Origin of the sequence: Prevotellamassilia timonensis, from assembly GCF_900106785.1 — a bacterium.
Classification (GTDB): domain Bacteria; phylum Bacteroidota; class Bacteroidia; order Bacteroidales; family Bacteroidaceae; genus Alloprevotella; species Alloprevotella timonensis.
Genome location: NZ_LT629845.1, coordinates 1,127,895 through 1,148,864, shown reverse-complemented (window position 1 = coordinate 1,148,864; position 20,970 = coordinate 1,127,895). Strand labels below are relative to the sequence as shown.

General features: G+C 50.1%; 16 protein-coding genes. 1 reads left to right on the top strand and 15 read right to left on the bottom strand.

Going from position 1 to position 20,970, the window contains the following annotated elements:
- Nucleotides 1–570: 570 nt before the first annotated feature.
- From trpA to BQ5453_RS13225, 15 genes are all read right to left on the bottom strand, one after another.
- The gene (gene trpA / locus BQ5453_RS13295) at nt 571–1,344 is read right to left on the bottom strand and encodes a tryptophan synthase subunit alpha (RefSeq protein ID WP_071123551.1); all 774 of its coding nucleotides are present in this window, start codon (nt 1,342–1,344) and stop codon (nt 571–573) included.
- Nucleotides 1,337–1,954, bottom strand: coding sequence for a phosphoribosylanthranilate isomerase (locus BQ5453_RS13290; RefSeq protein WP_202614972.1), 618 nt, complete (start codon nt 1,952–1,954; stop codon nt 1,337–1,339). The genes trpA and BQ5453_RS13290 overlap by 8 nt, the downstream gene beginning before the upstream one ends.
- Nucleotides 1,951–2,739, bottom strand: a complete 789-nt coding sequence (trpC, locus tag BQ5453_RS13285; protein ID WP_071123549.1) for an indole-3-glycerol phosphate synthase TrpC — start codon at nt 2,737–2,739, stop codon at nt 1,951–1,953. The genes BQ5453_RS13290 and trpC overlap by 4 nt, the downstream gene beginning before the upstream one ends.
- Before the next feature lie 33 nt (nt 2,740–2,772).
- A complete protein-coding gene (gene trpD / locus BQ5453_RS13280; RefSeq protein ID WP_071123548.1) occupies nt 2,773–3,768 on the bottom strand; it encodes an anthranilate phosphoribosyltransferase in 996 nt (331 codons plus the stop codon).
- 4 nt (nt 3,769–3,772) lie between these two features.
- Nucleotides 3,773–4,345 carry an anthranilate synthase component II gene (locus tag BQ5453_RS13275; protein ID WP_071123547.1) on the bottom strand — a complete coding sequence of 191 codons (573 nt, stop codon included), beginning with the start codon at nt 4,343–4,345 and terminating at the stop codon, nt 3,773–3,775.
- Nucleotides 4,346–4,356: 11 nt separating this feature from the next.
- Nucleotides 4,357–5,769, bottom strand: coding sequence for an anthranilate synthase component I family protein (locus tag BQ5453_RS13270; RefSeq protein ID WP_071123546.1), 1,413 nt, complete (start codon nt 5,767–5,769; stop codon nt 4,357–4,359).
- Between the two features lie 17 nt (nt 5,770–5,786).
- Nucleotides 5,787–7,016 (bottom strand): tryptophan synthase subunit beta, encoded by a 1,230-nt coding sequence (trpB, locus tag BQ5453_RS13265; protein ID WP_071123545.1) that lies wholly within the window; start codon nt 7,014–7,016, stop codon nt 5,787–5,789.
- Nucleotides 7,017–7,451: 435 nt separating this feature from the next.
- Complete coding sequence (locus tag BQ5453_RS13260) at nt 7,452–10,397, bottom strand: C10 family peptidase (RefSeq protein WP_083361244.1); 2,946 nt, start codon at nt 10,395–10,397, stop codon at nt 7,452–7,454.
- A gap of 108 nt (nt 10,398–10,505) precedes the next feature.
- Entirely contained in the window at nt 10,506–12,311 is a 1,806-nt protein-coding gene (locus tag BQ5453_RS13255; protein WP_143033418.1) for a hypothetical protein, read from the bottom strand.
- 315 nt (nt 12,312–12,626) lie between these two features.
- The gene (locus BQ5453_RS13250) at nt 12,627–13,376 is read right to left on the bottom strand and encodes a shikimate dehydrogenase family protein (RefSeq protein ID WP_071123542.1); all 750 of its coding nucleotides are present in this window, start codon (nt 13,374–13,376) and stop codon (nt 12,627–12,629) included.
- A 17-nt stretch (nt 13,377–13,393) separates the two neighbouring features.
- Entirely contained in the window at nt 13,394–15,166 is a 1,773-nt protein-coding gene (locus BQ5453_RS13245; RefSeq protein ID WP_071123677.1) for a chloride channel protein, read from the bottom strand.
- A gap of 301 nt (nt 15,167–15,467) precedes the next feature.
- Nucleotides 15,468–16,070 carry an L-threonylcarbamoyladenylate synthase gene (locus BQ5453_RS13240; protein ID WP_022103199.1) on the bottom strand — a complete coding sequence of 201 codons (603 nt, stop codon included), beginning with the start codon at nt 16,068–16,070 and terminating at the stop codon, nt 15,468–15,470.
- Nucleotides 16,071–16,197: 127 nt separating this feature from the next.
- Nucleotides 16,198–18,249 carry an enolase C-terminal domain-like protein gene (locus BQ5453_RS13235; RefSeq protein WP_071123541.1) on the bottom strand — a complete coding sequence of 684 codons (2,052 nt, stop codon included), beginning with the start codon at nt 18,247–18,249 and terminating at the stop codon, nt 16,198–16,200.
- 65 nt (nt 18,250–18,314) lie between these two features.
- Entirely contained in the window at nt 18,315–19,130 is an 816-nt protein-coding gene (gene menB / locus BQ5453_RS13230; protein WP_022103201.1) for a 1,4-dihydroxy-2-naphthoyl-CoA synthase, read from the bottom strand.
- 404 nt (nt 19,131–19,534) lie between these two features.
- Nucleotides 19,535–20,245 carry an SIMPL domain-containing protein gene (locus BQ5453_RS13225; protein ID WP_071123540.1) on the bottom strand — a complete coding sequence of 237 codons (711 nt, stop codon included), beginning with the start codon at nt 20,243–20,245 and terminating at the stop codon, nt 19,535–19,537.
- A gap of 388 nt (nt 20,246–20,633) precedes the next feature.
- On the opposite strand from BQ5453_RS13225, the gene BQ5453_RS13220 reads away from it, so the two are divergent.
- Complete coding sequence (locus tag BQ5453_RS13220; RefSeq protein ID WP_071123539.1) at nt 20,634–20,849, top strand: DUF4492 domain-containing protein; 216 nt, start codon at nt 20,634–20,636, stop codon at nt 20,847–20,849.
- Nucleotides 20,850–20,970 lie beyond the last annotated feature (121 nt).

Below are 20,970 nucleotides of genomic sequence, written 5' to 3'. Positions count from 1 at the left end.
AGATAGTGTATACAAGCGTGCAGACAGTGCAGACAAGTGCAGATAAAAGTGCAGAGTGCAGACAGTAGTGCATATAAATGACAAGTTTGTCTACACTGCGTAATGACTTGAAAATCAATAAGAATGTAGACAAAAGTGCAGAGTGCAGACAATTCGCACAAAAAGTGCTGTGAGGGGAGTGAAGGCATTCGTATTTGTTGCATTTTAAGTTGCTTGAAACGCGCTGGAAAAAAACGCAAGCACTAATGGCGACGCGTCTCGCGTCGGGATAATTAAAAGGAAAGATACAAACGATACTTAATAATAGGTGAAACTTTTTCCCGATAACGCGAGATGAGACTGCTGAAAAATGCCCCGCGGGACGCGTCGCCCCCATTAGTGCTTGTGTTTGGTGCTTGAGTTTGTTCGCATGTTTGCTTTTCACCGAGCAGCCATAAGAACGAATAGAATTTCCTAAAACGATCTCATTTTTAATGGCAATTCTGAACACCCTACTTCAAAGGGCTGACTCCTCGTTAAAAGTGTCAGCCCTTTATAAAATTATAGCGTGAAAAGTACGTCACGTAACCATTATTGCTGCAACGCCTCGACAAGAGCCGTAACCGCCTCTTGTGCGTTATGTTTTTCGGCCAGGAGCGTGACAAACTTCGAGCCCACAATCACCCCGGCCGTGTGCGCATCTGCGGCTTCGCGCGTGGCACGGTTTGAAATGCCAAATCCCACCAGTTGGGGGTTGTTGAGGTGCATTTGTTCAAGTCGGTTGAAGTATGCCTGTTTGGCGTCGGAGAATGATTGTTGGGCACCCGTGACAGATGCCGAACTTACGGCATAGATAAATGCGTGCGAATAGGCGTCAATTTCGCGAATGCGTGCTTCGGGCGTTTCGGGCGTGACAAGGAATATGACTTCGAGCCCGTATTGCTCAGTCGTTTTTAAGTATTCAGCCTTGAATTGGTCGAAAGGCAAATCAGGAATAATCAGCCCGTCTATGCCAACCTCTTGACAACGTTTGCAAAATGCTTCAAAACCATAGTGTAAAATGGGGTTAAGATAGCCCATCAATATGAGTGGTATGTGAATGTCGTGGCGTATGTTGCTCAGTTGGTCAAATAGTTTGTGCAGCGTCATGCCATTCTTGAGCGCAGTGGCTGATGCTTGCTGAATGGTGGGGCCGTCGGCCAGGGGGTCGCTGAAGGGTATGCCAATTTCAACCATGTCCACCTTGCCGTTTTGCAGTGCTTTGAGCGTGTCGGCAGTACCGTCAAGTGTGGGGTGGCCTGCACAGAAGTATACGGAGAGAATGCCTTTGCTTTTATGTTCAAACAAATCTTTAATTCTATTCATTGCCGTTGTGTATGATGTTAATAAAGTTAGCTATGGCAGCAGCGTCCTTCATGGCAGGTGCCGTTTCAAATCCGCTGTTAAGATCGTAGCCAGCCAAATATTTGTGTTTGAATGTTTTGATGTCGTTGATAGATTGTGGTGACAGGCCGCCACTCAGCAAAAAGGGCGTCGGGCCAGTATAGCGTTGCAGCAAGTTCCAGTTGTAGCGCCGTCCGCTACCGCCAAACTTGAGCGTAGGGGTATCAAACAAGAAGTAGTCAATCTTGCCAGTATATTCAGCCGTGTCGGCCACAAAAGATTCGGTTACGGGCAGGGCGCGTATAACGGTAAGGCCGCGCTGCTTGAACGTGTCGCACATATCGGGTGAAGCCGTGCCATGAAATTGCACAACTTGTAGTCCGAACGCCTTAACCTTTTCAACTACATCGCGAAATTGTGGGTGAACAAACACCCCAACGCGTTTGCACTGCTGTGGCATGTAGGCCGGAATTTCGGCCACATAGCGTGGCGAGGGTTCGTAAAATATAAATCCCATCCAGTCGGGCCCGGCTTGTTCAACCGCCCGAATGTTTTCGGCATTACGCATGCCGCATACCTTTATGAGTTTCATTGGGCAAGGCATTTGATGTAATTGTTAAGTGCGAGTCCGGGGTCGGCCGTTTTCATGAACGCTTCGCCCACGAGAAAACCCTTGTAGCCAGTGCCATGCAGCCTGCGGGCAATGTTGGCATCGAGTAGTCCGCTCTCCGAAATTGGCAGCGCCCCCTTGGGCAGCATGTCGAAAAGTGCTACGGATTGTGAAGGGTCCGTCTTGAACACTTTCAGGTTGCGGTTGTTCACGCCAACAATGTCAACGTTGTGGCTAAACGCCTCCAACTCTTCGGCTTGGTGAATTTCAAGTATCACTTCAAGCCCTATGTTGTGTGCCACCATAGCCAGTTCGTGACAGCGTTCGGCGCCAATGGCGGCAGCTATCAGTAAACAGGCATCTGCGCCTGCCGCACGTGCCTCGTACAGTTGGTAGGCATCAACCACAAACTCCTTGCGCAATATGGGCAGGTGGGTCAGGCTTCTTGCCCTGACCACATCTTGTAGCGTGCCGCCAAAATAGTTGTGGTCCGTCAGTATCGACAGCCCTGCCGCCCCGGCTTTTTCGTATGAGGGTATGATATCCTCTACTTTGGCGTGGCGGTTAATCCAGTCTTTTGATGGCGAACGCCGCTTGAACTCGGCAATGATGCCCCCTTCGTGGTGGCTCTCTATCGACTTTCGCAAACTGCGCACGGGTGGGGCGCTGTCGGCTGCTTTTTTCAGTTCGTCGAGCGAAACCAATAGTTTGGCCTGCTCCACTTCGATGCGCTTGTTTGCAACTATTTCTTCAAGTATGTTTTGCATAGCGTTGTTTTTTATGATGGCACGGGGGAGGGGTCAGGAGTTGAGTGCCACAAAATGCTCAAAAGTCTTCAGCGCCTTGCCGCTAAGCAGTGCGGCACGTGCCTCTTCAAGGCAAGTGTCAATGTCCTTGTCCTGGCAAATGGTGTGAATGCCGAAAGCCGCGTTGGTCAGCACGCAGTCGCGTTGAAAGTCTGTGGCCTTTCCGCGCAGCACGTTGTCGAATATTTGTGCGGCAGCTTCAGGCGTGTTGCCTCCATGCAAGGCTTGTGGGGGAGCCATGACAAGTCCTAACTGCGACGGGCGATAAATGCTTTCAGAGTGGTTTGACATGACTTTGAAATTGTCTGTAAGCGAAATCTCGTCGTACCCGTCAAGACTGGTCACTACCGTAAAACCAATGCCTATCTTTTGCAGTACGTTAGTGTAGAGCCGCATTTGCTGCAGATTGGCCACACCGAGCAGTTGATATGCAGTGTGTGAGGGGTTGACCAACGGGCCGAGCAGGTTGAAGATGGTTTTCACCTTCATTGCCCGCCTGATGGGACCAACGGCCGCTAATGCGGGGTGAAACAGTGGGGCGTGCAGATATACCATGCCGCATTGGTCGATGCTGCGTTTCAGTTTGTCGGTGTCGTTAGTGAATTTAATGCCATGATGCTCGAGCACTGTGCTCGCGCCGCTCACCGATGATGCACCGTAGTTGCCGTGCTTTGCCACTTTGTAGCCGGCTGCAGCCACTACAAAGCAGGCACAGGTTGATATGTTGAATGTGTTCTTGCCATCGCCCCCCGTACCTACAATGTCGAGTGCTGCAAATTCGCTCAGGTCAATGGGCAAGGCGCGTTCGATCAGTGCATCGCGAAATCCGAGCAGTTCGTCCACTCTGATGTCGCGCATACGGTAGACGGTAAGCAGCGAGGCCACTTGTGCGTCATTATACATTTTATCGGCAATGCCCAGCAGCAAATCGTGGGCTTCGGCACGCGACAGGGTGTCATGCTGGTACAGCCTTTCAAGTATAGCTTTCATGTAATCAGTGGTTAACGAAATTTGCAATCATCTGACGTCCCGTAGGCGTCAGAATAGACTCGGGGTGAAATTGTATGCCATGCACATCATATTGGGTGTGTCGCAGTGCCATTATCTGTCCCTCGTCGCTTGTGGCAGTCACTTGCAGGCAGGCGGGCAAGCCTTCGTTCTTTACCACCCATGAGTGGTAACGTCCTACCATGATGTCGTGTGGCAACCCATTAAATATATAATCGTCGGCAATGATGTGTGCTGGAGTTTGCACTCCGTGAAATACCTTTGGAAGGTTAAACAGTTCGCCTCCAAACACCTCGCCAATGGCTTGCTCGCCAAGGCAAATGCCCAAGATGGGCTTGGTGGCGGCATATTCTTTGATAACTGCCTCGAGCAATCCCGCCTCCGACGGAATGCCCGGCCCTGGCGACAGAACGATTTTGTCGAATTTTGCAACGTGCTCCATTTCAAACTGGTCGTTGCGCATCACGCAAATGTGTGTGTCCTTTCCGCCTTCCTCCTCCATATACTGATAAAGATTGTAGGTAAAGGAGTCGTAATTGTCAATAAGTAGAATATTCATGACGCAGCGTGTTATTTGGTTTGTGTTGAGGCGTGTTCGGCCATATCAATGGCTTTGCGCAAAGCGCCCAGTTTGTTGTTAACCTCCTGCAGTTCGTATTCCTCATCGCTTGCGGCCACTATGCCGCCTCCGGCTTGAAACCACAGCTCGCCATTACGGCTGACGAATGAACGAATGGTGATGGCTTGGTTGAGTGTGCCGTTCAGCCCTATAAATCCGATACAGCCGCCATAGGCTCCGCGGTTGTGCGGCTCGTACTGGCTGATGAGTTGCAGTGCCCTCACTTTGGGTGCGCCGCTCAGTGTGCCAGCCGGGAAAGTGTCCGCCAGCAGTTTGATGGCATTTGTGCCGGGGCGCACACGTCCTCTGACGCGGCTCACAAGGTGAATGACATGGCTGTAGAATTGTGTGTCCTTCAAAAATTCAACTTCCACCTCTGAGCAGTGGCGGTTAAGGTCGTTGCGGGCCAGGTCGACAAGCATGGTGTGTTCGGCATTCTCCTTGGGGTCGGCCAGCAGAGCCGCTGCAGCTTTGGCATCAGCCTCGGTGTTGCCTTGGCGGCGTGTGGTGCCCGCTATGGGGTCGATGTAGGCCATGCCATTATCCTCGATGCGGCAGTGCGTTTCGGGCGAAGAGCCGAATATACGAAATCCGCCAAAGTCGAAGTAAAACAAGTAGGGCGAGGGGTTGATGCGGCGCAAGGCACGGTAAAGTTCAAAGTCGTCGCCCTCGTAATGCTGTATAAAGCGGCGTGAGAGTACAATCTGAAACACATCGCCGCGTTTGCAGTGGGCTATGCCGCGGCGTATGTTAGCCTTGTGCTCCTCGTCAGTTAATGGCGATGTGGTCGGGCCCACGGCATGAAATGTGTAGGTGGCGTAGTTGCGGCTCATTACGGCACGCACAATTTCGTCGGCGTGACTGCTTTCACCGTCTGCCAGCATTTCAAGCAATTTGAGTTCGCTGCTGAAGTCGTTAAACACCAACAGGTATTTGTACATAATATAATGTATGTCGGGCGCGTCATTTTTGGCCTCTTTACTATCCTTTACGTCAATGTGTTCAAAGTAGCGAACCGCATTGAACGAGGTGTAACCATACAGACCACAATAGGCACTGTCGTTGCCCTCGACGCTGAACATCTTGATAAAGTCGTCAAAGGCGTCAGACACACTGTAACTGTCGGTAATGTCCACTTGATGCTCCGTCTTGTCGGGGTAGAGCATGATGGCCCTGCCGTGGCTCACGCTGAACGAGGCCAGAGGCTCAAGTCCGATAAACGAACGGTTGTTTTCACTGCCATGATAGTCTGAACTCTCCATCAGGGCGCTTTGGGCAAACAAGTCGCGCACTTTAAGGTAAGTGCTGACGGGGGTGCTGAGGTCGCCTGGCAGTGCTATGCTTTTAATGGTATAATGAAACATTTGTCGATACTGCTTTTTTAGCGAAGGTTGTTCTTGATATCCTCATAGCGTGTGGGGCATTCGCCCTGTGGCGCATGTTTCAGGTAGGTTTCCATGTCCTTGTCGCCGCGTCCCGAAAGGGTTACTACCACAATGTCGGTTGGCTTGAAGGTAAGCCGGTGCAGTGCAGCCAGGGCGTGTGCCGACTCGAGTGCGGGCAATATGCCGTCAATGCGGTTAAGCTCATAGGCTGCGGCAAGGGCCTCGTCGTCGTTGATGGCCAAAGCCTGTGCGCGGCCTGTTTTTACAAGGTGGGCGTGGAGCGGGCCAATGCCAGGGTAATCCAGTCCGGCCGATATGGAGTATGGCTCTACTATCTGTCCGTCATTGTCTTGTATGATGAGTGATCGAAAACCGTGTAACACGCCCTCCTGACCTATGCTGAGTGTGGCAGCCGTCATGCCGCTTTCGGCTCCTTTGCCGCCAGCCTCGGCATATACTATTTTGACATCGTCGTCGTTTAGGAAGTTGAAGATGGTGCCGGCGGCATTCGAGCCTCCGCCAATGCAAGCCACCAAATAGTCGGGTGTGGGGCGGCCTTCCTTTTCCTGCAGCTGCTTGCGTATTTCGGCACTGATTACGCTTTGCAAGCGGGCCACCATGTCGGGGTAGGGGTGTGGCCCCATAGTCGAACCAATCAGATAGAAGGTGTCCTCTGGGTGGCAGCACCAGTCGCGAATGGCTTCGTTGCAAGCATCTTTCAGCGTTTGGTTGCCGCTTTTTACAGCAACTACCTCAGCCCCGAGCAAACGCATTTTCTCCACATTGGGGCGTTGGCGTTGCACATCAAGTGCGCCCATGTACACCACACAAGGCATTCCCATCAGCGCGCACACTGTGGCAGTGGCCACACCATGTTGTCCGGCACCAGTTTCGGCCACAATGCGTTTTTTGCCCATGCGGCGTGCAACCAGTATCTGGCCAATGGCATTGTTAATTTTGTGTGCGCCAGTATGGTTGAGGTCCTCGCGTTTCAGATACACTTTGCAGCCATGGAGCTTGCTCAGGTTCTTTGACAGGTAGAGTGGCGACGGGCGGCCAACGTAGTCGCGCAGCAGAGCATCAAATTCGTTTTTGAAGTCTTCGCTGTCAATTATGCGGCGGTAGTTAATGCGCAACTCTTCAACGCATTTCTGTAAAATTTCGGGAATGTAAGCACCGCCGTAGCGGCCAAAGTAACCATTGTCTGTAACGTCGTATTGGTTCATATATATCAGTTGTTTGTAAGGTTATTGGTTGTAATCAGGTGTTCGTAATAGCTTTAGTTGAATGCCCGCTTATAAAATTAAAGCGGCCTCGTCGTAAGCATTGACGGGCCGCTAAGAATTATCATAATCAACTATGGCATTCTGTTAGGATTGTACGGTAAGTCAGCTTACGACGGAAAGTTGTAAGCAGCGCCACCAATACTCATTATTTAGATTGTTGTAAAGCATATTTGTCGTTTCTTGTTGTCTACGCTTGCAAATGTAAAGTGAATAGCTGAAATAGCAAAGCAAAATGCAAGAAAAAACAATAAATAATTGACTTTGAGGCTGTGTGGCTTTTCAAATACTCTGGTTTGCTACTTTGGGGTAACAAAACTGGGTGTAAAAACGTTGGCGGAGTTAAGGGATTGCCTTAATTCCGCCAACGGAGTCAGATTATGGTTTGCGTATGGTCTTTTTACCATTTACTATGTATAGGCCGCGTGCATTGTTGGGCGCGTAGGTCCGCCCGTCAATGCCATAAATGGCATCGGTAGCATTAACAGATATCTTGCCGGCCTCTTTAATAGAAGTTACTTCGCCAGCAAAGTCCATTGCGAGCGCCTCTATGGTAGAGTCCCATTGCAGGAAAGCTCTGTATTGTGGCAGGTTAGACCCTACTTTGGCACGGTAAAACGCCGTTTCGCCATTGAATGTGCTCAGCACATAGGCGTTGTCGGCAGAGGATATGGCATACGTTTTGTCGGCGCTTCCGTGTAACCTGTTGCCGGTCAAATCGGCCACGGGGGTTGAGGCGGGGGCTTGTTCCATAACAAATGTGTCAATGAATCTTGACGAGGTAAGCAGCACGCCCTGACCAGCAGGGATAGCATATCCGTCGGGTACTGCTGTCATTTTGGCCTTGCTGCCGTCGACAGACTGAACATACCATGCTTTTACCCCCTGCGGAACGGCTGCGTTAAATGGGGCACTGAAGGTGGCTATTCGCTCGACACCTTGTATTTGCTCGGCATCATACATGTTCACTTGCACACTTGTGGGAGCTGCCGCTGTGTATACCACAAATTTGCGGCGTGGTGAGTTGGCATTCCAACGGTCCAGCCATTCACCATCACGCTTGACGTCTACATGCACTTCGTAGGTGCCGCTGCCTAATTGGCTGAGCTTTATGGTGTGGCGTGTTGATGAGGCGAGGTTGGTTTCATTGTTGCGTGGTATGCTCACATTATAGCTGTTGCTTGTGTAAACGGTGGCGCCCGTGGCAGTATTTATCAAACGATAGCGAATGCTCGTGTTGAAGCTGTTTGGCTTCAAATACCTTGAATATCCCGAAATGCCTAATGATACGGTCGGTGTTTGCTCGGGGTCAAAATAGCTACTGGCAGCGGGTGCGCCATTGTCGTCAAGTAGTTTGACCGATGTGATGGTTACACGGTTCTCATAACTTGAGGGCAGTACTTCAAGTTCAAAGTCTTCGGGTAGGGCAATGTCATAAATGGCTGGATTTTTGGTCTCGATGTTGTGGTTAAACTTCAGCGACATTTTGTATTTGCCAGCTTTTAGTGCCTGGCTGCCGTTGGTGCCTGTGTACGCAGTCGCGAATTTCAAAATCCACTGCGTTGTATCCATGCGTTGTGCCACCATGTGTGTGAGGTAGGCGTTCTTCGGCACGGTGTAAGTCTCGCCCTCCAGACTTCCTGTGCCAGTCAGTACGACCTGTGCCTCGCCGCGTGCCTGGTAGCGGCTCAGGTTGGCTATGTTGAGGCTGATACCTGCCAACTCGCCGCTATACTCATAGGCTGGTGCCAACACTTCGGGTTGGCCAACGAGTTGCAGGTGGGGCTTGTTGTCGGCTTGTATGAGGGTCACCTTGCCGTTGTTCACAACCATTGGCACCGTGTTGCCATTAACCATGAGCGTCCAGTTGCCATATTCGCCAGTAGCCTTGTTGAGCAGTCTGCGGCCGAGTGGGCGCAGATAGTAGGTGCCGTCTGACGGACCTTCAATCTCGCCGAGGTTCATGCTCCAAGAGTCGTATTCATAGTTGTATGTGGTGAAATATGTGGACCATGTCAGTTCATTAGTAATGCCAAACACGTGCAGGCAAGTGCCGTCTTGAGCAAAGAGCCCGATGCCAATTTGGCCCGTGTACGCGCCGTCTTCGCCTTGCGCCAAATTGCGTGCCCCCACGCCTTTCAGTTGTGCTGGAATGTTGGACGATGTAGTCATGTTGTCACTTGTCTTAAACTGCAGTCCCTCGTTGTTGTTGACAGACAGCACCACAGGTTTGGGGCTGAGTGGTTCAATCACGCCATTATTGGGGTGTATGAACAGGGCAACTTGTTTTTCGTAGTATTGCCCGTCGCTGCCGTAGCCTCCACCAGTTGTTGCCGCCGTGTTTATGTCGTAATATCCGTCAAATTCACCGTTCCACCCCCAATTGACGTGTACCAGGCCATTTTCGTCATAACCATCATACAGAAAGGCGTGGTCGCCACCCTGAATGTATGTGGGGCAACCCATCGACAACTCGTTGTAGATGGCTTGAACAAACTGGCCTCCAGGCAGAATGTCCTTTTCGATTTGGCGCACCGTGCAGTCATAATTGTCGCGCAGCGCATACCACAGATAGTTTTCGTTACACTGAGTGCCATTAACGCCATAAGTTGCTTTAGCTAAATAGCCCAAGTCGCGCATCAGCGCCCCCACAGCTTGTGCTTGTGTGTCGTTATAGCCTCCGTTGCTATAATTGTTGAGCATATTGTCCCAGTCATAATAGTCGTAGCTCATGGCACCTTTGCCTTTCAGTGCGCCAACAGGGCGCTTTTTAGGCCATTTGTGAGCTGAAAGTATTTGGGCTGCGGCCGTTATCACACAACCTGTGTAGGTGGGCTTTCCGCTTTGGCTACTGCGCGGAGTGTAGTAGTTGTAGGGGTATTCCTGACTCCACTGTGTGCTGACAAGCGGCTCGACAAATGCTTTTGGTGGTTTGGCATAATGCGGCATCACACTTATGCTGTCCACCCTTACGGCTTCCACAGCCTGGGTGTAGCTGTCAAGCAATTCCTTTAGTGGCACGGGCATATTTTGTGCGTCAATTTGGCCGCGGTCGCTGTAGCCCAGTACACCGCCCACGCGGTCATCGGCAGCCACAATTACAAAGCCTTTGCCTTGGTCGTTATTGAAAAGGTACAGCGCCGGTTCCTCGGCTGTGGCTTGTTTGCCTTTGCCCATCGAGGCTGCTGGCGCGTTGTCTACGCTAACTGGCGATGCGATATACTTTTGCGCCATTTTTTTAGCAGTGGCCAAATCTACTGGGCCGGCTTGGGCATTTGTTGCAGCCAAGGATGCAAATAACAGAGCGTATAGGTATGTCTTCATAAACAGATATTTCTAATATAACCCGTTAACTTGTCAACTTGTTTACTAATTCCGTCAACGCGTTAATATAGGTGTGTAGTGAGATGGTTGTTCTTATGTGTGCCTGTCTTACTTTATGGCGGTCTTTTTGCCGTTAACGATGTACAAGCCTGGTGTTGTGGCATTCTGAACCTTGCGACCGTTCACTTCAAATGTGTGGCGTGTTGCAGAGGTGGTAGTGCCAATTTGCTTGATGCTTGTAACAGTAGCATCGTCAAGTTCAAATCCTTGCAAGCGGGCTGCGTTTACGGTTTTGCGGGGCAGTACAAGATAGCATTTGCCAGCTTTGTTGTCAAAGGGCGCACCATTTTCTTCAGCCCAATAAAAGCCTGCTTGGGCGCGGCTGTCATCGTATACCAGTTTGTAGTAATACACATCGTTGTCAGTAAGGGCGGTGTTGCCGGTAGTGGTGTGCTCGTCTTGAATAGAGCCACGTAGTGCCGTGTTGACAATCGTGTTGCTGGTGTCGGTGTACTTAAAGGTGTAGGTGTTGCCTTTTTGCCCCTTCAGCAGCATGGGGGTGTTGGCGGCAATGCTCACATTAGCTCCGGTGCCGTCGGTCACCATTTCAACATCACCTTGTGCATTTATTTGATAGGTGGCCACGCCTTGTGGCACAATATAAGGACGGTCGGTGTAGAGCGTAGCCCAGTCGCACACGTCAAAGTTCATCGTGAACTCTTGTTCGGGCACAGTGATGTGGCATTTTGCCACGTTCTCAATTCTGTCGTTCTTTGTGTCGAACAGTATGGCCACTACCTCCAGTTTGTTGCGGTCTTGAATTAAGTTGTATTGATTGATGTTGTTGAATGTGGTGGCGTGCGTCTTAATTTCGTTTGGTACGAAATCACCAGTCAGTGAGTTGGCTATGCCGTAGCGTATGCCTTGCGATTCGATGGCCACATGATTGAAAGTGTAGCCTTTTACGTAATAATTGTCTCCTACGTAGTTGGACGGGTCGCGGAAGAAATCCATTTCAGGAGGCGCATCTTTGTAGTTGTCGCTCATGTAGTCGCTATAGTTGGCTTGTTGCAACCATTTGTCATTTTTCAGTCCGCTGGCTGTTAGCACATAGCCTATTGCGTAGGTGTTTCCTGCGTCAGGTGTCATGCAGGGTTCTACCTTGGTGGTTACGTTGATGTCGTTGCCTGTCTCGTCCCAACAGGCTTCCACATCAATGTTCATATAGGTTACTTCTGACTTCTCATTTTCAAACATGCTCGTGCCGTCGTATCCCGCAATCTTGTTTTTTCGTGCACACCATAGGGAAGGCAGAGTTGGCGCGTAGTCCGTAAGCATGCCGTTTTGGTAAGCTGTAGCAGAGGCGAGTTTGTCGCCTTTGTGTATGGCAATGGCCACGGCATCATCGGGGTGCTCGCGCACAAGTGCCTCGGTAGCGACCATACCAACGGGACACCATTGGCACCACAGTGCGGTATAATCCTCCAAAAGCACGCGCTTGTGTGGAAGCTTGTTCACGGTGCAACGTGTAATGTAGGTGAAGGGTACCGATGTCTCGTTGTAGCTGTTGTTGACAGAGGTTATGTGAAAGAGCACGTCCACCATGCCATACGTGCTGCCGGCTTTTATAGGAATATTTACAAGTCGTGTCTCACCGTCGGCAAGTGGCGTGTCAAAGTCCATTTTGAATGGCCCATCGCAGTTCTGGGTGTCCATATAGCAGAGCGTATATTCAATGCTCTTCACTTCGCTTTTGCCATAGTTGGTTAATTTTACGGGGGCGGTAGCTTCGGTGTCGCCAATTTTGACAAACACCTTGCCGGCGGTCATCGGAGCCACATTGTTTTGGGCCCACCCTGCGAAGATAGATAACAGGCAAAGTGTGAATAATAAAAGTAATCTTGTCTGTCTCATGTGTAAAAAAGGTATTTAGAAAAGTAAGTAAATGAAAGAGTTAAGGCTACTCATGATGGTGCATCGTACGCATTAAAACAAAGACAAAAGCATACATGTCATCATGAGTAGCCTTTTAGGGCTGGTAAAAATAGTAATTCTCTCGTTGCCTAACAAACGAGAAGTCACCTTTTGTGACAATATAAGATAACTTAACTACCCAACTGTCAGGTTCGGGTCATGTGACCGAACAAACTTTCAGAAACACCTATTCGAGAGCGTGCAAATCACATTTCAGAATAGCAGAACTACAAAACAGAATTGTTAGAATCACTCTTAATCACATTCGTGCCACATATCCCATGCAGCATCGGCTTGCAGGTGCAGCATTTCTAATCCATTCTTTACAGTGGCTCCTTGTGCGGCACCGAGTTGCATAAAGCGGGTTTCGAGCGGATTGTATACAAGGTCGTAGAGCAGGTGGTCTGCAGTGAGCAGCTGATAGGGAATGGACGGTGCTTCGTCCGTGTGAGGATACATGCCAACGGGTGAGCAGTTGACAATAACCGTGTGCTGCTGCATGACCTCGGGCGTAAGGTCATTGTATGTCAGCCTGCCTTCGGCTGGCTTACGGCTGACATAGGTGGGTGTGATGCCGAGCTTCTCCAGTCCGTACTTCACAGCTTTCGAGGCTCCTCCTGTGCCAAGCACCAGTGCCCGTTTGTGTACATCGGGACGCAGCAAAGGATTAATAGAACGGCAGAACCCAATCACGTCTGAGTTGCAGCCATACAATTCTGTGCCATTTGCCCCATGCTTTACGCACACCACATTGACGGCACCTATGGCTTCGGCCTCAACCGACAGCCCTTTCAAGTAAGGCATAACAGCCTGCTTGTAGGGTATTGTCACGTTAAAGCCCTTCAGATTGTCCTGATGTAGCAAAAAAGCCATAGCTTCGTCTACATTGGCATATTCAAAGTTGTGATAAACAGCGTCGATGTGTTCGCGCTCAAATTTGTCAGCAAAATAGCGTGCTGAAAAGCTATGGCCGAGCGGGTAGCCAAGCAAACCGTATAGTTCCATGTCAAGTAGGGGGTGTTTTATTCTTCAGAGAAATCTTTCATAATTTGCCGGTATGAAGCATAAAGTCTGGTGCGCGATACAAATCCTACAAAGGTGCCGTCTGGTTTGAGCACGGGCAGAGTACCCGCATCGCAATGTGCAAATTTGTCCATAACCGTCTGCATATTGTCGTCAGTGCGTAGCACCATTTCAGGCTGTCGCATCAACTGTGTGGCCTTGTACATGCGGTAAAGTTCGCTGCGGAATATGATTTTCCTGATTTTGTTTACATTGATTACGCCCAGCATGCCGCCCTTCATGTCAACCACAGCAAAGTGCAGCGACTTGCTGGTTGACACCGCCTGCACAATTTGCCCTAAATACATATCGGGGTGCAGCAAGGGACGCTCCTTGTCAATGATGGCGTCGAGCGACATCAGCGTCAGCACCGAGCGGTCCTTGTGGTGGGTGAGCAATTCGCCCTTACGAGCCAAACGCATGGCATAGATGCTGTGCTTTTCAAAGGCGTTGATGGTGAGGTACGATGCCACAGACACAATCATGAGCGGAATAAACAGTTGGTAACCGCCAGTGAGCTCGGCAATGAGGAACACGCCTGTCAGTGGGGCATGAAACACACCGCTCATCACACCCGCCATGCCCAAAAGGGCGTAGTTCGTTTCGGGCACAGTTACCTGCCAAAAGCCATATTCATTCCAAAGTCTTGAAAAAACAAATCCACCTATGCAACCAAGGAACAAACTGGGCGCAAACGTACCACCGCAACCGCCACCGCCATTGGTGGCCGTCGTGGCAAATACCTTGAACATAATAATCAGACCAAGGTATACAAGCAGGTATTCGGGGTGACCGTAGAACAATGAGTTGTTGAGCACTCCGTCGGCCTGTGCGCCAGTCTGATTGCCCAATAGCATTGATATGGTGCTATAACCTTCGCCATAGAGTGGCGGAAAGAAATAGATGAGTATGGCCAGCACTGTGCCACCAAGTGCCAGTTTGGCGTACATGTTGTTCAGCCTTCCAAACACTTGCTCAAACGAGTTCATGACACGCGTGAAATAAAGCGAGATAAATCCACAGAAAATGCCAAGCATAACCGATGTCGGTACGCGGTTGACTGCGAAAGGCTCCATCAGTTCGAAATTGAACATAGGGCTGATACCCGTCCAGGCATAGGTGATGCAGGTGGCAGTAAGGCAACTTACCAACAGGGGCAGCAGCGATGCCATGGTAAGGTCTACCATCAGCACCTCCAGTGTAAACATCAGTCCTGCAATAGGTGCTTTGAAAATACCTGCCACAGCGCCCGATGCGCCACAACCTATGAGCAGCATCATGGTTTTGTGGTCGAGGTTGAAGAATTGTCCCAAGCGGCTGCCTATGGCCGACCCCGTCAGCACAATAGGCGACTCGGCACCGACCGAACCACCAAAACCAATGGTGAGGGCTGAGGCCACAACACTCGACCAGCAGTTGTGCCCCTTGATGTTTCCTTGTTTGCGCGAAAGGGCATAGAGTATTTTTGTCACACCATGTCCAATGTCGTCACGTACAATGTATTTAATAAAGAGAGCTGTAAGGTAGATGCCCACAATAGGGTATACCAAAAACAGCCAGTTGGCGTGTGTTACGTCAAATTGTGATGTCAGTATATGCTCAATTTCGTGAATTAAAAATTTAAGCACCTGTGCGGCCACTGCGGCTCCAACACCAACTAAAAGAGCCAATAGTAGTATAAACTGCTTTTGGCTCATGTGTTTGGCAATCCACACCGACAACTTACGCCACATCTTGCTGTTAACTTGTACTGTGGTGTAAGCTCGTGTGCTATTGTTGTGCGCTATATTGTCCTGATAGCTTAAGGCTGTGGACTCTGTTTGCATATTTGTTGTGTAATATTTATGGATTGACGGGTAAGTATGCTTTATACTACTTATTATGTTATTCAAGTTTCGGATTTAGCCCGTCCTTGCTAAATCCGAAAATTGAGTGAGAAACTTAAATAACTTGGCAAACTTACCCGTTAACCTGTTAACCTGTTTGCTAAATCTGCCAACGCGTAACGGTTAATTTGCCTGTTCGCATTTCTCCTTATCTGATAACCTTAACTTCGCCACCAACTCCTAACTTGATGATGTTTGAAGCAGGTGGGTTCTGCGTTTCGTTGCGGCGCGAGGTGCATACGTAATCCACGGCTTCTAATATTTCGGGTGCAATGTCGGCAAAGCATTTGGGTGAAGGTTCACCGCTGATGTTGGCCGAAGTCGAAACAATGGCGCGTCGCATTCGCATACACAGGTTTTGGCTGAATTCCTCATGTGTCACGCGTATGCCGGCACTGCCATCTTCGGCCAGCAGGTTCGGGGCCAGGTTGCGTGCTCCGTCATAAATGATCGTCAGCGGTCGTGTAGCCACTTCCATTAGTTGCCAGGCCACATCGGGCACTTCACGCACATAAAACTCTATCTTCGCTTCAGAGTCCACCAATGTAATGAGCGCCTTGGCGTCATTGCGCTTCTTTATTTCAAACACACGTTTAACGGCCTCCTCGTTTGTAGCATCACAACCGATGCCCCATATTGTGTCGGTAGGGTAGAGTATGATACCACCTTTGTTCATCACGTCAATGGCCTGTTTAATGTCATCGCGATATTCGCGCAAGTGCCCCGTGATATTCTGCTTTTCTTTTGACATTGTATGTAATCTTTTGCTGAAAAATTGTCCAAAAATACACCAAAAAAACGACATATTCAAGCCGGAGCGCTGCAAACCCTGTGCGTGAGGGTAAAAACAAGTCTCCAGAGCCGTTTGTCACCATTACTTAGTGACACCTCAATTCAGCCATGCGGCGTGCCTCACTGCGTGCCGGTTTGCCCGTTTCGGTGCGTGGCAGTTTCTCTACGCGTATATAATGGCGTGGCACCTCGTATTTGCCAAGCAGTGTGCGGCATAGCGTGTCGAGTGTGTCCGCCATGTCAGTTTCGGCCTCGTATAGTAATGTGATGGCTTCGCCCAAACGTTCGTCAGTCACTGCGGTAATTTGGAAGTTTACCCCGAGCGACATCAGTCTCCGTTCAATATCTTCAATTTGCAGCTTTATGCCACCCGAGCAAACCACATTGTCGCGTCGGCCCAGGATGCGAAATCTGCCACCTGGTAAAAGGTCTGCCACATCGTTTGTCACAAGTCGTTCGGCATTCACCTTGGGGGCGTAAATGCAAAGGGTGCCCTCGTCTGAAAGCGACACTTCCACCCCTTCGAGCGGTGTATAGGCATCATCGGCTGTGGGGCCGTTAATGCGGCGCAACGCAATGTGCGACAGCGTTTCGGTCATGCCGTATGTGCTGTATATGGGGTGCGGAAAGTTGTGGAGCGCTTTGGCCATATCGGGCGAAATGGCTCCGCCGCCAATAATCAGGCAGAGTGTGCGTCGCAGCAGTGAGCGCTCGTGGGGCACTTTTAGTGTTTCGTACACCTGCATGGGGGTGAGTGCTGCAAAGTCAGGTGCTTCGTGCAAGTGGGCGTATGGGTGCGAGGTTGGTGCCACCGGTATGAGTTGCAATCCGCCAGCCATGGCTCGTACCACCATCATTTGTCCCGCTATGTAGCGTAGCGGCATGCACAACAGGGCCGTATTGCCCTCTTGCAGGCCGAGTGCTTGCAGTGTGGTAAGTGCGCTGTCCCACATGCGCACTTTTTCCACCTGCATCTCTTTAGGTTGCCCCGTGCTGCCCGAGGTGTGAACCGTTACCGTAGGCACAGGTTCCCTCCATATATCCTTATACTGCTCAATCTCGTTCATGAAGGCACGTTGCTGGGGAGAGCCATACCACATGCAGTCACCCTCAATGTGCAGGGGGGCATTGTCAAAGTTCTCCACAAACAGTTGTCCGGTGCCGAGCCCCTGTGGCATGGTTGTATGCTCGTCAATAGCTGCACACCATTGGGCTATAGCGTTAAGTCCCACGTTGCTCTCAAGGGCCGAAGTCGTCCAGTAGCCAATGCCACGGTCGCGTGCCAGCGACATCCATTCGCCTGCACCGGTAAATGCACCATGCAGTGAAGGTTTCAGCACAATGTATTGCGGCTTGATGGTGTCGAGCAGCGCATTCTTCTGTTCAAAATCATTCACCCCAATCAGTTCCTCGTCAAGTGCAACAGGCAGTGGCGTGTTGGCGCAGAGTTTGGCCATCTCGTCCCATTGCCCTTGGCGTATGGGCTGCTCTATGCTGTGAATGTCGTATTGTGCCAGAGCCTCAAGCCGTTTGGGGGCGTCGGTAGGTGTAAAACCACCGTTGGCGTCAACACGCAGCTCCACCACCTCCTTGCTATAACGCGAGCGCAACTGACGTATCAGTGCCAGTTCGCTCTCAAAGTCTATTGCCCCAATTTTAAGCTTCACACAGCGGAACCCCTTGTCAAGTTTCTCCTCCATGCGTTGGCACATTTGCTCGTAGCTGCCCATCCACACCAATCCGTTGATAGGTATGCCGCGTTTGCCCTGTGTAAAGTCCGAAGGGTACAGTTTCAGGTAGTTTCCAGCCAACGATCCCGCAGCCGAACGGAATGCCGTCTGCAGTCCGAATAGCATAGACGGCAGGTGCCGCCATTTGTTCGAGTCCAGGTTCTGTGTGCGTTCCACCTCGGCACACACCTCGCGCAACCGTTGTTCGTAGTTGTCGTCATAATCGCAACTAAGGTCATGGAGTGGGGCGCACTCGCCCAACCCCGTAAAGCGAATTTGCGGGTCGGTCGAGGTTAGCACGATGTACCACACCTTGCGGTCGTAATATATGCCGCGTGAGGTGCCGGCTGGTTGCTTGAATTGCAGTGTGCGCGGAACAATGCGCAGTTTGAAAGGAAGGAAGTGCATCTGTCAGGGTGTTACGTTGATAGGAAATGGTGCTGTGTTTGAAGTTTAGGTCGAATACCTGCTTATTAAGGGAGTTTGGGGTATTTCTTAAAGTCAGGCTTGCGTTTTTCCAGAAAGGCACGTCCGCCCTCTTGTGCTTCGTCGAGCATATAATATAGCATAGTGGCATCGCCAGCCAGCTCCTGTATGCCCGCTTGTCCGTCAAGTTCAGCATTCAGTCCGGCCTTTATCATGCGCAAGGCCAATGGCGAGCGTTCCATCATGGTTTCAGCCCATTCCACCACCTCGTCTTCGAGTTTGTCAAAAGGCACAACCTTGTTCACCATGCCCATGCGTTCGGCTTCGGCGGCAGTATATTGGCGGCACATAAACCATATTTCGCGTGCCTTCTTCTGTCCCACGATGCGTGCCAGATACGATGCGCCAAATCCGGCATCAAACGAGCCAACCTTCGGGCCAGTCTGTCCAAAGATGGCATTTTCCGAGGCAATGGTCAGGTCGCACATCAAGTGCAGCACGTGTCCGCCCCCAATGGCATAACCGTTAACCATGGCAATGACGGGTTTTGGCAGCGAGCGAATTTGCTTTTGCACATCAAGCACATTGAGGCGGGGCACACCATCGCCGCCCACATAGCCGCCGCGTCCTTTCACGTGCATGTCACCACCCGAGCAAAATGCCTTGTCGCCAGCTCCGGTCAGCACCACCACGCAAATGTCCTGTGCCTCGCGGCAATAGCGCAGGGCATCGCCCATTTCGGCCACAGTCAGTGGGGTAAAGGCGTTGCGGTAGCGCGGTCGGTTAATGGTAATGCGTGCAATGCCGTTGTAGGCATCAAACAATATCTCCTTGTACTCTTTAATAGTTGTCCAATTTCGCATAGTAAATATTTGTTTAGGTGAGTGTACATTAAAGGCGTGTTGTCGAAATGCAGTTGCTTTGTTCAGAATGGCGCCACCTCGGCAACAGGGTAGTCTGTGGCATAGCGCAGAAAACAAAATAGCCTGTCAAATCGTTAACCCGTTAACCAAGAATTAGGTCAACGGGTTAAGCATGCAGTTCTATGAAACTTGAGTATAAAATAAACTTGAACGCCTGCTTGGTCATACAAAGTTCGTCATTTTTGCTGAGATGGCCAAGGCATAATGGAGATTGGGTTAGTGGGTTAGGGTGGGTTAGAAGGTTAGTGGGTTAAACGAATACCGCTATTTGTCTACTCATGAGGGCGACTTTTTAACCTTCTAACCTTTTAACCCACTAACCCCTTAACCCTATCCTCCCTTCATCAATTTTCCAGGAAGAAGTCAACAGATGTAACTACGCGCACCTTTTTGATGTAAGGCGTGCTTGGGTCGCGGTCTTCAATAGTAAACAAGCCTTGTGACGCATTCTTTATTTTGCCAAGTTTGCTGTCAGAATCCTTTGCAAACTTTTCGGCAGCCTCGCGTGCGTTCTTAGTAGCCTCCTCAATCATTTGTGGCTTGATCTTGTTGAGGCTCGTAAACTCATACTGCACCCTTGTGTCGTAGTCGTTGGCCGAAATGGCAATGCCTTGTTTCAGCAGTTCGCCCATGCGCGACATCAAACTGCGTACCACATCAACCTGCGACGACGATACCGTAATGATGCTCGTCACATTGTATCGGTCGCGCGTTTTGATGTCGTCGGCAGAGCCGTAGCGCTCGGCGCGCAGGTCTACAATTTGGGGAGCCCCCACACTGATGTCGGTCTTGGCCACCCCATTTGATGTGAGGAAAATTGCAATGCGGTCGTTAACGTTATTCAAGTCAGTGTAAATAGTTTGCAGGTCGTTGCCTGTGGTCTTGTAAGTGATAGGCCAAATCACCTTGTCAGCCTTCACCTCGCGCTCTGCCAGTCCGCGCACGTCCACCACGCGGTCTTTTGCAGCAAAGGCCGAAAGCCCCCAATAGATAAACACACCCAACATGAGGGTGCCAATAGCCAGAATGATGGCTTCAATGCGATAGTTCTTCATAATGTATGGTTGTAAAGTTGTTAAAGTTCCAAATTTAGCCCGCACTTGCTAAATCCGAAAGTTGAGTAAAGTTGTTAGTAGTAATGCGTCGGCTGAGTTTGAACACACGCTAAGTAATTCAGTGTACCAACTAGCCAAAGCAAAGGTAAGTGCTTTTATGTTATGTTGCAACATTTTGCCCACAAATACACCATAGCAAAGAACAACGTATGTCAGGAAAAGAAATTCTCAAGCCGTAGGTAACAGAACAACGGGTGGTATGTGGCTGTGTTACACCAACGTACTCGTCCGTCAATTTACCCCCTGCAGGTATGTTATGCAGCATACTTTGTGCAAATAAACAAGTTTCGTATTTGTAATGATTACACCAAATACATATATTTGCCGCATGAACAAATTAGCAGACATATTGAGTGGCATCTGGCTATTCTATTACAATGGCTTCAAGCAGATGACATGGGGGCGCACCTTGTGGCTGATTATTGTGCTCAAATTGTTTGTAATATTTGTGGTACTGCGCTTCTGCTTTTTCCGTCCGGCTATGCAAGGACTCAGCAATGATGAAAAAAGCGAAAGGGTAGGGCAGCAGTTGCAACAGAAATGACAACAACTCGTTGGCGGAATTCTTGGTTAACGGGTTGACAAGTAAGTTCGCTATACACGACTGGTTATGCTAAAGTAAGAATGCTAAGAATCTAAAAGTCTTGGCAAACTTACCCGTCAAC

Bases quoted from the DNA above. Each gene is read 5' to 3' on its own strand.
- trpA (WP_071123551.1), bottom strand. From the start codon at position 1,344: ATGAATAGAATTAAAGATTTGTTTGAACATAAAAGCAAAGGCATTCTC.
- BQ5453_RS13290 (WP_202614972.1), bottom strand. From the start codon at position 1,954: ATGAAACTCATAAAGGTATGCGGCATGCGTAATGCCGAAAACATTCGG.
- trpC (WP_071123549.1), bottom strand. From the start codon at position 2,739: ATGCAAAACATACTTGAAGAAATAGTTGCAAACAAGCGCATCGAAGTG.
- trpD (WP_071123548.1), bottom strand. From the start codon at position 3,768: ATGAAAGCTATACTTGAAAGGCTGTACCAGCATGACACCCTGTCGCGT.
- BQ5453_RS13275 (WP_071123547.1), bottom strand. From the start codon at position 4,345: ATGAATATTCTACTTATTGACAATTACGACTCCTTTACCTACAATCTT.
- BQ5453_RS13270 (WP_071123546.1), bottom strand. From the start codon at position 5,769: ATGTTTCATTATACCATTAAAAGCATAGCACTGCCAGGCGACCTCAGC.
- trpB (WP_071123545.1), bottom strand. From the start codon at position 7,016: ATGAACCAATACGACGTTACAGACAATGGTTACTTTGGCCGCTACGGC.
- BQ5453_RS13260 (WP_083361244.1), bottom strand. From the start codon at position 10,397: ATGAAGACATACCTATACGCTCTGTTATTTGCATCCTTGGCTGCAACA.
- BQ5453_RS13255 (WP_143033418.1), bottom strand. From the start codon at position 12,311: ATGAGACAGACAAGATTACTTTTATTATTCACACTTTGCCTGTTATCT.
- BQ5453_RS13250 (WP_071123542.1), bottom strand. From the start codon at position 13,376: ATGGAACTATACGGTTTGCTTGGCTACCCGCTCGGCCATAGCTTTTCA.
- BQ5453_RS13245 (WP_071123677.1), bottom strand. From the start codon at position 15,166: ATGTGGCGTAAGTTGTCGGTGTGGATTGCCAAACACATGAGCCAAAAG.
- BQ5453_RS13240 (WP_022103199.1), bottom strand. From the start codon at position 16,070: ATGTCAAAAGAAAAGCAGAATATCACGGGGCACTTGCGCGAATATCGC.
- BQ5453_RS13235 (WP_071123541.1), bottom strand. From the start codon at position 18,249: ATGCACTTCCTTCCTTTCAAACTGCGCATTGTTCCGCGCACACTGCAA.
- menB (WP_022103201.1), bottom strand. From the start codon at position 19,130: ATGCGAAATTGGACAACTATTAAAGAGTACAAGGAGATATTGTTTGAT.
- BQ5453_RS13225 (WP_071123540.1), bottom strand. From the start codon at position 20,245: ATGAAGAACTATCGCATTGAAGCCATCATTCTGGCTATTGGCACCCTC.
- BQ5453_RS13220 (WP_071123539.1), top strand. From the start codon at position 20,634: ATGAACAAATTAGCAGACATATTGAGTGGCATCTGGCTATTCTATTAC.